The following is a 13,282-nucleotide window of genomic DNA, read 5'->3' on the forward strand; positions in this document are numbered from 1 at the left end:
ATCTTGACGCCCGGCGTGGTGAGCATGGGCCCGAAGAGATATCTGTTCAGGTCCTCGTACGTCCATACACCCTCCCAGCCCAGCAACGTGTCGGAGTAACGCATATTTGCCACAGATGCTTTGTCGCGGCCGACGACGCTCCACAAGTTCGGTCCTATTTTGTTCCCTCCCCGTGGCTCGACGTTGTGGCAACTGGTACACCGGCGGGTGAAGTAGGTTCGGCCTTTCTCGACATCGGCAGTAGCCAACTTCATCGAGATTGGGGCTGGTGTTGGCAAGACGACGCCGTGCGACAAGAGATAGTCGGCAACTTCGCGTTGCCCCCTGCTTTTTGCCAGATGGAGCGGTGTCTTGCCGTCCATTGTCTTCGCATTCACGTCTGCGCCGGCCTCGACCAGTGCCTTCACGCAGTCGAGACAATCGAGAGTGACGGCGACATGAAGGGCGAATTCGCCACCACGGTTGGAATTTGGATCTGCGTCCCGCTCCAGCAACAGCTTTAACAGATCGATCTTGCCTGTCCCTACAGCCGCCATCAGCGGGGGACCACCAGTCGTCTGGGCGTTGACGTCCGCACCACGTTCTATGAGCAGTTTTGCCGCTTCGACGTGGCCCATCCAGACCGCAAAATAGAGCGGCGTTGCGGTTCCATCACTCTCATCTATACCGGCGCCTGCATCGAGCGCCGCCGTGATCGCCGCGACATCGCCGTTCATGGCGGCGTCGTGAATGTCGGCGGCATGCGATACAATCGGGATGTGTGCGAGCAGTAGTGGAATGAAAAGCAAGGACATGCGCATTTGGCATCTCCCAAGGCAAACCGCGGTACGCGTCACGCTTTCAAGACGGCAAAGTCTACCTCAAAATCCCCGATCGAGACAACGCCCGCATCGCGACGCTATGAGAAACAAGCCGCCAACTTCCTCGCCTCCGTGATCCTGCAATCATATTCCCAAATGCAATTTCGGCTTCCAGAAGGGGCGGAACAACTCGATCTTGGGACAGCGGTTCATCACCACTTTCAAGCCCGCTTCCTCTGCCAGCCGGGCGGCAGCGTCGTCGCGCACTCCAATCTGACCCCACAGAACCTTGGCATTGATTGCGATGGCCTCCTGCGCGACCTCCAGCAGATCTTCGGAGCGGCGAAAAACCTCAACCATATCGACCGGCCGGTCGATGGCCGCCAGTGACGGGTACACCTTGAGCCCTCGAATTTCCTCCAGACCGGAACTGGGGTTGACCGGGATCATGTCATAGCCGGTTTCGTGCAGCACCCTGAGAACACCATAGGAAAACTTGGTCTTGTCGGGGCTCGCCCCCACCATCGCGATGGTTTTGACCGACTTCAGAATGTCTTGCAGATAAGCCTCCGAATAGGGCTCATCATGATTCATATGGGTCATTTCTTTGCTTCCAACGGGGTCGCAATATCGGCTTTCAATTCATGTGCGGCCAAGGGATCAAGGAAGGGGTTGCGATAGAGCTTGTCGTGGCTTTCAACGCCGACCTCCAGCGTGCAGTCGCTCAGAGGGCGGGCGACGCAGAGGATTATGTAGCCATTGTTGATCTGGCGGTTGTTCAGCGCCCGCTGCGCCTTTTGATCGACTTTGCCGCTGATCATCTTTGCCGCGCAGCTTATGCAGCCGCCATACTTGCACCCGTAGGGCAGGTCCACGCCCTGCTCGCGCAAGCTTTGCAAGAGGGGCTTGCGGTGATCGACGTCAAAGGCCGCACCGCCTTGATTGGCGAGAGTGATGGTGAAGCGGGTCATACCCAGATGTCGCTCGTGCAATCACCGCCGGGATAACGGGTTTCGTGGCAGCGGCTCGGTCCATTTGGTTCCTTGCCAAAATCAACGACAAACAGCGGATCAATTTCCATGCCGCCGTTTTCCGTATCGCAATTGACCATCAGCATGCATCCGCCATTGGTGCGGATTTCCGGATAGAACTGATTGTCCCAGGTCGAGAAGAGCGAGGTCGTCACATAGAGACGCTTGCCGTCGAGGCTGAGCTGTATCATCTGCGGCCCGCCTGTCACTTTCACGCCATTGACCTCGGGTGCACGGCCGAGAAGCCCGCCCATCCACACTTGTCCGGTAAGCTTGGCGTTGTGGGGGTCCGAGATGTCGTACTGACGGATGTCGCCATGCAGCCAGTTGCACAGATAGAGGTATCTGTCGTCCATGCTGAGCAGAATGACTGAGATCACGCCCGGTATTGGTATCGGCCATTCCGGATGCGGCTCATTGCCGACATCGACAATTTTTTCCCATTGCCAGTCACCCGCCGCATCCTTCCACCAATGGATGATGTTTGCAGAGAGGGCCGCGCCAACAAAGCCGTGACTGCTGTCGGGATTATGATGGAACCGCACTTCCAGTGGGATCAAGCCATCTTCACCGAGATAGAACGTTTGCTTCGGCTCCTTCTTTTCAAAATCCCACAAATGGATCTCTCGGCCATATTTCAGATGGCCAACCTCTTCCAGGTCAAAGCCAGGCATAAAGGTATTCGGCGCGGCCCATTCCGAGCTGACCATTACGTTGTGTCGCGGCTGGTACCAGAAATCATAGCCAAACTTGATACTGCCCATGGAGTTTTCCCAACGGCCGACGATCTCGAACTCCTTGCTGAGTTGCAGATAGCCGCCGGGGGCATTGCCTTGAGCGTCGCCAAGCATGGAAACGATGATGTCCGAGCCGAGGCAATGCACTGTGTGTGGTGCCGACAGATTGGTCCTGGCTTTGATTTCAGCGCCGTCTATGACCTTGAACAGTGTCGGATTGCGCGGATCGGTACCGCAATCGACAATATGCAGATTGGACGAGCGCACACCCGGCACAATCAGATATTTCCGCTCCATGCTCGCATCGCCATGGCACGACGAACAGGCATTCCAGCCCGAGTGATGAAGCTCATCGCCAATACCCGGCATTTGCAAACGTGAAATGACCTGGCTGTAGGTCGAACTCTCCGGGTCGACATCGATGGTGCACAGATAGTCCGGCTTCTGAATGCCGGTGCCGGTGTAGATGGCAATCGTATAGAGCAGCTTTTCGCGAGGTGCCGTCATCGCCTCGGCAGGAGAAGCATAGCCCGGTCCACAGCAATGATTGGTCATGGGTACTTCCCTTTGAACAGATCACTGGCCAGCCCCAGGGGGCAAGCTGGAATGTTAGTGCATGCTTGCCGTTGGCGCTACGGCCGCGGTGGCCGGCGAAGCGCACCCGTACAATCCGGCGACAGGGCGCCTTCCTCAAACGGCGGCCTCGATTGGCTCGGCAAGCTTCGGGTTTGCGCGCGCAGCGATCAGGCAGCCGGCGACGATCAGGCACGCTCCTGCCAGCGTGGTCCAGGCTGCCGCCTCGCCAAAGAAGAACCAGCCGAGTGCGATCGCCCAGATGAAGGCCGAGTATTCCGTTGGGATCAGATATTGCGCTTCGGCGCGGGCGTAGGACCAGCTCATCAGGAATTGGCCGCTGAGCGACAGGACCGTCACGCCGGCCAGAGGAAGCCAAAGATTGGCCGGCAAGGCGACCGCGAGCCACGGTGCGGCGCAGCCGAGGACGATTGCATTGGCAAGGCTCTGGAAGAACATGATCTCGATTGGTTTGGCCAACAGCGCCTGTTGCCGGGCGAGCACCAGATTGTAGCCGTAGAACACAGTCGACATAAGCACCGCTGCCGTGCCAAGCAGGGCATCTTGCGAATAGCTTTCCTGCCCAAACTGGCCGGCCATTATGATCGCCACGCCCGCGATGCCGGCCATCGATGCCCAGATGGCCTGCCGCCGGATTCGTTCGCCCAGCAACAGCGCGGCGAGGAAAAGCGCGAACAAGGGCGCGACGAAGCTAAGCCCGATCGCCTCCGCGAGCGGCAGCCTCGCGAGCCCCCAGAAGAACGATAGCAGAACGATACAGATAACCGCGGCACGCAACGCATGCAGCCTCAGCACCGAAACGGTTGGCCGCGAGCGCGGCCCTGCCGACCACCCTGCGCCCGCGACTGCAGTGGCGAGCATGCTGCGCCACAGCACCGTATTGTAGACGCCTATGGCGATAACCAGGGTCTTCATCGCCGCATCCATCACGGACAGGAGGAAGATCGCGAGCGCGCATACAAGCACCGGGATCATCGGGGAAACGGTGCCTGTCTGGCTGGATATCTTCACGGCTTCACTCATGTGACGGATTGCAGCCGATATCGCAGAGCAAGCGGCAGGGCCAGATGGCAGCTCCCTCGATATGGCGGTCCAATACAGACCAGCGGTAGCATCGTGCCCGGAAGATGTCCTGGGAGCGCGGAGCGTCTTCATCGTGGCGGCTGGCTTGATGGCGCAAAATTGGAGTCTGCACGCTGCTCACTGGCAACGAATGATGTGGCCGAACGTTTGGCAGAAGCGGCGTCGAGAACCCGATGGCGCGCTGGCCGGAAGACAAGTCCGAGGTTGGCGACTCCGGAGGATTTCGCGCTTCTTGGCCGTGCAGGCGATAGGATCGCCAGGGGAGAAGGAAATGGCTGAAGGTCATACCAAACCAAGCGGGCCGGATCTGGTGCAGGGCATCCCTTTCTCCGAGCTTGCCGATGGCGGAAAGCTGTTAGGTCATTGCGGCGATGAACAGGTGCTGCTGGTGCGCCGTGGGAGCGAGGTCTTCGCCATCGGGGCGACTTGCACACATTACGGCGGGCCGCTCGTCGACGGTCTTGTGGTGGAGGATACCGTTCGGTGTCCCTGGCATCACGCATGCTTCGATTTGCGCACGGGCGAGGCCCTACGCGCGCCCGCTTTCAACCAACTCGCCTGCTGGTCGGTGGAACTGCGCGATAACAGGATATTCGTCGGCGAGAAGCGCAAGCGGACAGCGCCGAAGCAGCGCGGTGGCAACTCCGGCCGGGTTCCAGAGAAAATCGTCATTGTCGGCGGTGGCGCGGCCGCGTTCGCAGCGGCCGAAAGACTGCGGCGCGAACAGTATCAAGGCAGCATCGTCATGGTCAGCAGCGATGCAGCGCCGCCGGTTGATCGGCCCAATCTTTCCAAGGACTACCTCGCCGGCAAAGCGCCGGAGGATTGGGTGCCACTTCGCGGAGAAAGCTTTTACGCAAAGAACAATATCGACCTGCGTCTCAATGCCAGTGTCGCCGGTGTCGATGCACGTTCTGCCGAAGTTGTACTCGCCGATGGGGAGCGGGCTCCCTTCGACAAGCTGCTGCTTGCGACCGGAGCCGAACCGGTGCGCCTGACCATCCCCGGCGCCGACCAGCCCCACGTCCACTCGCTGCGCTCGTTCGCCGATTGCAAGGCGATCATCGCACAAGCCACTACTGCGCGCCGCGCCATCGTGCTTGGCGCCAGTTTCATTGGCCTGGAAGTTGCCGCGGCCCTGCGCTCGCGCGATATCGAAGTTCATGTCGTGGCGCCGGACAAGCGACCCATGGAGCGGGTCCTGGGTCCGCAAATGGGCGACTTCGTCCGCGCCCTCCATGAGGAGCATGGTGTCGTATTTCATCTCGAGGACGCCGCGAGCAGCATCAACGGTAGCACGGTGAAACTCACCAGCGGCAAAACATTGCCGGCGGACCTCGTTGTCGCCGGCATCGGTGTGAAACCGCGGACGGGGCTCGCCGAAAGGGCTGGGCTCAGCCTCGATCGCGGTGTCGTGGTGAACGCTTTTCTAGAGACAAGTGCACCCGGGATCTTCGCGGCCGGCGACATTGCGCGCTGGCCAGATCCTCACAGTGGCGAGAACATTCGGGTCGAGCATTGGATCGTTGCCGAGAGGCAGGGGCAAACAGCGGCGCTCAACATGCTCGGCCATCGTGAGAAATTCGTCGCCGTGCCCTTCTTTTGGAGCCAGCATTACGATGTTCCCATCAACTATGTCGGCCATGCCGAACAATGGGACGAGATCGCGGTCGATGGAGATATCACAGCCAAGGATTGCCTGCTGCGCTTCAAGCGCAAAGGGCGCCCACTGGCTGTCGCGTCGATCTTCCGCGACGTTGAGAGCCTCGAAGCCGAACTGGAAATGGAGCGTCAGATGACCTGACGGAGCGCTCCGCGAAGACCTCCGTCACGGCCACATACCGCGCGCGACCCGAAGGACTGGGAGCGATGAGGCGCCATGTAAATGTCGGAGAGCTTACTTACCCGCCAAAGTGAGAGTAGCCACCCCCTACCTCTGCGCCACCACCTGCCTGAACACGGCCTTCTCCACCTCCGGCTCAAGCGACTCCGCGAACGATGTCGCCAGATGATGGCGGTCGCGGTAGGCGATCTTGCCGTTGATGTACACGTGGCAAATGGTGGCGTCGCAGAACTGGTCGGTCATGTCGATGTAGCTGGCGTTGGGGACGCTGCGTACGATCTCGCGCTCCACCGCGGCCGTTGCGTCGTTGGCGGCGTCGGTCCGCTTCTGGTCGCAGAGCGAGGGCGCTTCGCCTCGCCACAGCGCTCTGGCCACGCAGGTGTCGACATGCTCTTCGTTGAACGGCACGTCGCGGATGAAGGCGACTTTCAGCCCGGCCTGGCTGAACGCTGAAAGCGTCGCCCGCAGGCCATCGCGCCACCGAGCGTCCTGGTCGGCTGGGATCTGGGCGTCGGGCGACATCTTGCGCGAACTCGCCAGCGCGATCTCCGAGATCACCACCAGGCTCGGCCGCGCCGCGATGATCTCCTTGATCGACTGCGCGCGCCATTGATCGCACTCGGTGTAGTCGCGCTTCAGCTTGGTCACCCACACCGTCAGCTGCGAGGCCCGGCAGGACGATTTGAGCCAGGTGACCACCTTGGCGTCGTTCTTCCTGGCCGCTGCGATCAGTGGCGTCGACCAGTGGTCGGCATGCGAATCGCCGAACAGCGCGATCGTGCGCGGCGCGTTCTTGTCGCCGAACTCGCAGGGCTTTGGCGTCACCGTCTCGTAGTCGAGCACGCAGCCGACCTTGGCGCGCGCAGTGGAGGGGCGCGCCGCACTCTCGGCAATGCTGCGCTGCACCGGGTCGAGGTCGCTGACGGCGAGCCGCGCATTGGCATAAGCGGCTGCGACGCCGGTGCCGGTCAGGAGGACGGCCGGCACCAGCGCCCGCGCCGCACTGGCCATAAGCCAGCCATTGCGGCGGATCGGGTTCTCGATGACATGATAGGTGAAGAGGGATAGTGCCAAGGTCAGTGCCATGCAGCCGACGCGTTGCAGCGGCGTCAGATCGGGCACCAGCATCGACGCATAGACGATCACCGGCCAGTGCCAGAGATAGAGCGAATAGGACAGCTTGCCGACCCATTGCAGCGGCGGCAGCGCCAGTGCGGCACTCGGGCCGCTGCTGGCGCGCAGCTCGGCATTGGCGGCACCGGCCAGCAGCAGCATCACCGTGCCGGCCACCGGCGCCAGCGCCATGAAACCGGGGAAGGGCGCCTCCTCGGTGAAGCTGAGATAGGCGCCGGCGATCAGCGCCAGACCCAGCCACGCCAGCGGCGCGCCGAGCTGCGGGCGCTCGCGCCAGAAACGTGCCGGCACCATGGTGGCGAGACCGCCGGCGGCGAATTCCCAGGCGCGCAGCGGCGAGAAATAGAACGCCCAGGGCTGCGCCACCGTGGTCAACCAGGCGCAGACGGCGAAAGAGACGAGGCCAACGAGGCCGATCACCAGCATCGCCGCGCGCTTGCCGGGGGCGAGCCATGCCGCCAGCATCAGCAACGCCGGCCAGGCCAGATAGAACTGCTCCTCCACCGACAGCGACCAGAAATGGATGAACGGGTTGCTGGTCGCATCCGCGGCGAAATAGTCGAACGACCAGCGGATCAGCCACAGATTGATCATGTAGGCCGAGGCGAACATGGCGCCCTTGGAATAGAGCGACTGCTCTTCCGGCGACAGCACGAAGGCGCCGGCCACCAGCGTGGCGAGGATGACGAACAGCGATGCCGGGAGCAGCCGCCGCGCGCGCCGCGCATAGAAGCGCCAGAGGTTCAGCCGCCCGGTCTCGGTGATCTCGGTGAGCAGATGTTTTGTGATAAGGTAGCCGGAGATGACGAAGAAGATGTCGACGCCGGTAAAGCCGCCGGAGAGCGACGTAAGGCCGAAATGGAAGGCGATCACGCCCGCCACCGCCACGGCGCGCAAGCCTTCGATATCAGGCCGGAACGATGCTGACACGATTGTTGAACCTCGCGCTGGTGCATGACCCCGAACCGATGGTCCGCACCGGCGAGAAACAGCTCGCCGGGGATCACACGTGCTGCAGCGCCTCCGCGCGCATCGAACGCGCGGCACCACAACCGTTGACAGCCCGCCCGTGTCAAGACTCGCGCCTATGGCCAGATACCGCAATGCAACATATTTAACGCAGTGCAACATAAGTGGAGATGGCGAGGCGCGGCGCCCCTACCTCGCCCCTTGTGGGAGAGGTCGGATTGCCAGCCGATTTGTCCTTCACAATTCGGCTGGCAATCCGGGTGAGGGGTACGCTTGGCGCCAAGCTGGAACACCCCTCATCCGTCTTGGCGCTGCGCGCCGATCCACCGCCCTGGGCGAGTCACTTGCCTCGCCCGCCCTTCGGGCCCCACAGGGGGAGAAGGAAAGGGCCGTTGCGGCCCGTGTTGCCCGCATCCGCCGCATCGGCTATGCAGCGCCAGCCAATGTCGGCGCAAAACGGAGCCCATCATGACCGACACCACCATCCTCAAATTCGGCGCCGTCGACAATGCCGAGGCCGGCGACCTCGCGGGCTGGGTGGTGGTCGAGGGCAAGCCGACGATGAAGACCGCCGTCCAGCACACCACCGCCGACGGCAAGGTGATGTCCGGCACCTGGCAGGCGACGCCAGGTACCTATCACGCGACCTACACCGACTATGAATTCGTGCACATGATCGCGGGCCGCATCATCATCACCCCGGACGGCGGCGCGCCGGTCGAGGTCGGGCCTGGCGATGCTTTCGTCGTCGAAGCCGATTTCAAGGGCACCTGGAAGATCATCGAGCCGGTGACCAAGCATTTTGTCGTCAGGGTCGACTGATCCGCGGCCGCGCCCCCAGGCAGCCGAGCGAGGCGCAGGGCAGGCCCGAGTTGAGACGATATACAGCCCGCTGAATATTAGGCGAGGCTAAACGCACATCTCATGATCCCGGTAAAGTAACTGAGACAGAGCGCCCCGCCGAGTACGCCTCAATCCCAAAAAATGGCGGGCATCTCTGCCCGCCATTTCCATTGGCAAGAGCCGGCGGCTAGTTTGCGCCGCCCAGCTGCTTGGTCATCTTGCAGAACTCGTCATGCGCCTTGGCAATGGCCTCGTCGCCGCATTCCTTCGTCATGCCGGCGCGATCCTCTTCCTTCATCGCCAGCCAAGCGACCTTGAATTCTTCCGCCGGTCTCATGGTCTTCATGTCGGCATCGGTGAAGAAGGGCGTCATCTTCGCCGGGTCGTCGAGCGCCGAGGTTCCGGTGCTGCCGCCCGCAAGGGCTGCACCGCTCATCATCGTAAGCGCCATCGCGCCCGTGCAAAGCATCTTGATGTTCATGATCAATTCCTCTTGTTGCTTTTCAGATCGTCAAAGCGACCAGGGGAGGAACGGGTCGTTTGCAAAAGGGTTCCAAATACTTTTCAAAACGGAGTATGAAATTTTAAAAGATTATTGATTGAGAAAATGCTTTTCTATTGTAAACTGGTGACCGCTGCTGAAGCTCGATGGTCCTGCGGGTAGGCGCGGGTGTTGCCCCGCGCTTCTGCCTTGGCGGAACCTATCATCATCTCAGCCTGTTGTGTCGCAGGAAGGCGGCCCATGCCCCTCACTGTCCGAACAACGCTCTGCGAAATTCGCGACGACCTGCATGCCCTGCGCAAGACGGTGGCGGCGCGCGGCCAGATCCAGAAGATCCAGGCTATCGACCCGCTGATCGGTGTTGCCGAAGCAGAGGCGGTGCATGCCATCCCGGCGCATCGATCTGGGACAATGATCCCGAAGGTCAGCCTGACCATCAACGCAAGCGAACACCAACGGAAAGAACAATCGCAATGAACATCAAGGAGATGACGCGGCCGGAATGCGTTGCCCTGTTGAAGTCGACCAGGCTTGGCCGCCTAGCCTGCGTCAGGGACAACCGGCCTTACGTGGTGCCGATCCACTTTGCCTTCGGCGACAACGCCATTTTCAGCTTCTCTCTGCCCGGCAAGAAGGTCGAATGGATGCGGGAGAACCCGCATGTCTGCCTGCAGGTCGACGATGTCGGCGGCGACGGCTGGAAGAGCGTCGTCGTCGATGGCCTGTTCGAGGACTTGCCGAGGGCGCCGGAGGTCGACAACACGATTCCCGCCGTCGACCAGCAGCTTCCCAAGTCGAACCATGACCGGGAGTTTGCCTGGTCGCTGCTGCAGAAGCATGCCAACTGGTGGGAGCCCGGCGCCCTGAATCTGGGCGGCGCAACGCCGGCCATTTCGGGCAGCCATCTGTTCTATCGGATCAAGATCGAGGCCATCTCCGGACGGCAGGCGTTTCAGTAGGTGGCATCCCGGCGAGGACCATCGAAGGCGGAAGGCGCAAAAAACCCGCATTCCAGAGGGGACTTTGGAAGCGGGCTCTTTAGACACCAAACGCTCGGGTGTTCGATGTGTCTATCAACACGTCACCCAGGCGTTTGTTCCCATTCGCGGCATGGTTAGTCGATGACCTGCACGATCCTGCGTGTATCCGGGTCAACCAGCACCGTACGATCTTGAACGACGACGTACTTGTATTTCACGTCGGGCACGTCGATCGTATGAAGTTCAACCGTGTCGGGCAGAGGCGAACCGACATTGAGTTCCACGCCGAGCAGGCTGACCGACGCAAGCTTCTGCTTGTGCACGTATTCGCGTATGACGGTCTGCTGTTCGGGAGCAATCACGATGACGTCCTCTGCAACGGCCGCACCAATACCGGCGACCAGAACAAACCCGGCGGCGGCAGCGATAAGATAATTCTTCATTGTAAACTCCTGTGAGCTTCGCCTTTGGATCGTCGCGGGCGACTGGCTTGATAGTCCCGTTATGGCGAGCCCATGGAGCTAACTCTGGCCGCTGCCTATCGTTCCCATCAGCGCCGTCTAAATGATCAGCCCGCTCGGATAGTCCGGTTGGCGCCATGCTCGAATCTTCGCCCATGCCGAAGGTTCGCATGTTGATGGTGGGAATGCCGTCAATCGGAATAATTCGGCTGGGAGGCTCGTTAATTCCTCAGACGATGGCGGATTAAGACTCTGCCTTCATTGAAGCCGCCAGACAGGCTGCGGCTTGTTCTGGCCCAACTCGGAGGGAACCAGAGATGAAAACGGCTGTTTCGACCCCTTTCACAAGACGGATCGTCGTCGCAGGGCTGGCAGTGACCGCCGCGACGACGGCTGTATTGTCGGCGGACAACGCGCACGCGCAGGACGAGCAATCCACGCCTGAGAAAAGTCTGTACGAACGGCTGGGTGGCGTCTTCGCCATCGCAGCGGTGGTGGATCACTTCAGCGACGCCGTCGTGAAGAATCCCATCGTCGGCAAGAAGTCCAAGAACCCGCAGCTGCGGAAATGGCACACCAAGAACCTGGAAAGGCTGCCCGGCCTCAAGTTCATGCGCACGCTGTGGGTCTGCGACGTTTCTGGTGGACCCTTCAAATTCACGGCCACCAAGCCTGGCACGACGCCGCTCGGCCTTGAGGAGGCGCACCGGGACCTGCGGATATCTCCCGCGGAATTCGATGAGGTCGCAGCGGAACTCGGACGGACCCTGGACCACTTCAAGGTTCCGAAGGCCGAGAAAACCGAGGTCCTGGCAGCCTTCGCCGCGCACAAGGACGAGGTCACCGCCGGCTACGTCAAGAAGGGCTGAAGTCCCCTGTGTTTCCGCGTTCCAGGGTCATGGATCGGACGGATGATTCCGGTCGCGCAACAAGGTGCGATCCCGAGAGATTTTCCAGGAGGCAACAAAAACCCGCGCCTCTGACGGAGGGCGCGGGCCAATCGGGCGGAGTGCGGGAACGAATACTCGTCGATGATCTTCGCGGTTTAGTACCAGCGTCCACGGCCGTAGAAGCCGCCGCCTAGCAGAAGAACGATAAGAACTATGACCAGTATTGTGGTGATATCCATATAGGCCATGCGCCTCCTATGTGCGTGATTGATGCCTGTCCTAAACCGATCGGTCTAACGCAAGCCAAAAAAGCTGAGTATCAATAGTACGATAACTACGGCGCCGACCAGCCAAATAATGCTATTCATAACGGCCTCCCTTTACCTCGAGATGCCATGGCGAAAACTATTGTCAATAGACGCAACGACTGTGCAGCGTTTTTGTTCCAACGCGTTGAATTTATAGTTCGGCAGAGTGCCGACAGTCGGTTTCCAGGACGGAGCTACCCGACTCTGAGAGGATGCGGGCCAATCAGCACCGTCTGAAGCCGCGCCGCGCCGGTCATTCCCGGAGCTTTGTTCCTCGATCAACGAGAAAGAAGGCGCTCGAGTTGGCTGCTGAGTTCGTCAAAGCTGAACGGTTTGCGAAGGACGGCACGGTTGCTGAAGCCTTCGCGCATGTCGCGACCGCTGTTACCAGTCGAATAGATGAAGGGCACACCGCGCTCGGCAAGCGCGTCGGCCACGGCATTGCTGTCGTCGCCATCCAGATTCATATCCAGCATGGCGGCATCGAAAACCTGCGCTTCGATCAGGGCGATCGCCTTTTCGATCGTGGCGGCTGAGGTGACGGACTCGCATCCAAGATCGCCCAGCATGTCCTCAATCATCATCAGGACCAGAATTTCATCCTCGACAACGAGGATGCGGCGGCCAGAAAGCAGTTTATCCATCACGAGTTCCCGGTACCGGAATGTTCATCGTGCAGATCAACCCGTCCGGGCGATAGTCGAGTTGCACAGTGCCTTCGAGCTCGTGGGTCAGGCCGCGCTCGATCACGCGCGAACCGAACCCCTTTCGCAACGGCGGCGTAATCTTCGGCCCGTCCTTCTCTTGCCATGACAGGACCAGTCGGCGGCCCTCCGAGGTCGGCTCGATCGTCCAATCGATCCGGATCGAGCCCTTGTCATTGGAAAACGCACCGTATTTCACCGCATTGGTCGCGAGTTCGTTGAAGGCGATCCCAAGCGCCAGCGAGGCCTTTGTCGAGAGGCGGATGTTGTCGCCGGCAATCACCAGGCGCTCGGTCCGCCCATCGGTGACGCCGAACGGTTCAAGTGCATCGTGGAGGACATCGAGCAACCCGGCGCTGTGCCAGTTTTCGCGGGTCAGCAAATTGTGCGATCGGGAGAGCGC

Annotated in this window: 15 protein-coding genes; 5 read left to right on the forward strand and 10 right to left on the reverse strand. The window is 60.7% G+C overall.

The genetic code is table 11. The features are described from left to right. The 5 genes from AC04SI_RS32275 to AC04SI_RS32295 all read right to left on the reverse strand — a co-directional run. A partial coding sequence (locus AC04SI_RS32275) for an ankyrin repeat domain-containing protein (RefSeq protein ID WP_488475644.1) occupies window positions 1-800 on the reverse strand: 800 nt, incomplete at its 3' end. Between the two features lie 144 nt (window positions 801-944). Further along, entirely contained in the window at window positions 945-1,394 is a 450-nt protein-coding gene (locus AC04SI_RS32280; RefSeq protein ID WP_040582505.1) for a CoA-binding protein, read from the reverse strand. 5 nt (window positions 1,395-1,399) lie between these two features. Then, window positions 1,400-1,771, reverse strand: a complete 372-nt coding sequence (locus AC04SI_RS32285) for a 2Fe-2S iron-sulfur cluster-binding protein (protein WP_404281374.1) — start codon at window positions 1,769-1,771, stop codon at window positions 1,400-1,402. Then, entirely contained in the window at window positions 1,768-3,123 is a 1,356-nt protein-coding gene (locus AC04SI_RS32290; RefSeq protein WP_404281373.1) for a selenium-binding family protein, read from the reverse strand. The genes AC04SI_RS32285 and AC04SI_RS32290 overlap by 4 nt, the downstream gene beginning before the upstream one ends. Before the next feature lie 135 nt (window positions 3,124-3,258). Then, window positions 3,259-4,185 (reverse strand): DMT family transporter, encoded by a 927-nt coding sequence (locus AC04SI_RS32295; protein ID WP_404281372.1) that lies wholly within the window; start codon window positions 4,183-4,185, stop codon window positions 3,259-3,261. A gap of 331 nt (window positions 4,186-4,516) precedes the next feature. Between AC04SI_RS32295 and AC04SI_RS32300 the strand changes: the two genes are divergently transcribed. Next, on the forward strand, window positions 4,517-6,049 hold the full coding sequence (locus AC04SI_RS32300) for an FAD-dependent oxidoreductase (RefSeq protein WP_404281371.1): 1,533 nt from the start codon (window positions 4,517-4,519) through the stop codon (window positions 6,047-6,049). 126 nt (window positions 6,050-6,175) lie between these two features. Here the strand turns inward: AC04SI_RS32300 and AC04SI_RS32305 are convergent, their stop codons facing one another. After that, window positions 6,176-8,152: an acyltransferase family protein gene (locus tag AC04SI_RS32305; RefSeq protein WP_404281370.1), complete on the reverse strand. Its 1,977-nt coding sequence runs from the start codon at window positions 8,150-8,152 to the stop codon at window positions 6,176-6,178. Between the two features lie 507 nt (window positions 8,153-8,659). Between AC04SI_RS32305 and AC04SI_RS32310 the strand changes: the two genes are divergently transcribed. After that, window positions 8,660-9,013, forward strand: coding sequence for a cupin domain-containing protein (locus AC04SI_RS32310; RefSeq protein WP_006201407.1), 354 nt, complete (start codon window positions 8,660-8,662; stop codon window positions 9,011-9,013). Between the two features lie 208 nt (window positions 9,014-9,221). Here the strand turns inward: AC04SI_RS32310 and AC04SI_RS32315 are convergent, their stop codons facing one another. Beyond that, a complete protein-coding gene (locus tag AC04SI_RS32315) occupies window positions 9,222-9,515 on the reverse strand; it encodes a hypothetical protein (RefSeq protein WP_404281369.1) in 294 nt (97 codons plus the stop codon). A gap of 261 nt (window positions 9,516-9,776) precedes the next feature. On the opposite strand from AC04SI_RS32315, the gene AC04SI_RS32320 reads away from it, so the two are divergent. Further along, complete coding sequence (locus AC04SI_RS32320; RefSeq protein ID WP_404281368.1) at window positions 9,777-10,013, forward strand: hypothetical protein; 237 nt, start codon at window positions 9,777-9,779, stop codon at window positions 10,011-10,013. Further along, complete coding sequence (locus AC04SI_RS32325; RefSeq protein WP_404281367.1) at window positions 10,010-10,495, forward strand: pyridoxamine 5'-phosphate oxidase family protein; 486 nt, start codon at window positions 10,010-10,012, stop codon at window positions 10,493-10,495. Before AC04SI_RS32320 ends, AC04SI_RS32325 begins: the two co-directional genes overlap by 4 nt. Window positions 10,496-10,650: 155 nt before the next feature. On the opposite strand, the gene AC04SI_RS32330 is transcribed toward AC04SI_RS32325, so the two are convergent. Then, window positions 10,651-10,959, reverse strand: coding sequence for a DUF1236 domain-containing protein (locus AC04SI_RS32330; RefSeq protein ID WP_006201409.1), 309 nt, complete (start codon window positions 10,957-10,959; stop codon window positions 10,651-10,653). Between the two features lie 335 nt (window positions 10,960-11,294). Here AC04SI_RS32330 and AC04SI_RS32335 point away from each other — a divergent pair, with 335 nt between their 5' ends. Continuing rightward, a complete protein-coding gene (locus AC04SI_RS32335) occupies window positions 11,295-11,846 on the forward strand; it encodes a group I truncated hemoglobin (RefSeq protein WP_404281366.1) in 552 nt (183 codons plus the stop codon). 607 nt (window positions 11,847-12,453) lie between these two features. Here the strand turns inward: AC04SI_RS32335 and AC04SI_RS32340 are convergent. Further along, window positions 12,454-12,819 carry a response regulator gene (locus AC04SI_RS32340; protein WP_404281365.1) on the reverse strand — a complete coding sequence of 122 codons (366 nt, stop codon included), beginning with the start codon at window positions 12,817-12,819 and terminating at the stop codon, window positions 12,454-12,456. After that, window positions 12,812-13,282: sensor histidine kinase (locus AC04SI_RS32345; RefSeq protein ID WP_488475645.1), on the reverse strand; the 471-nt coding region annotated here is incomplete at its 5' end. The genes AC04SI_RS32340 and AC04SI_RS32345, both read right to left, overlap by 8 nt.

The organism is Mesorhizobium sp. CNPSo 4689 (genome assembly GCF_057784325.1).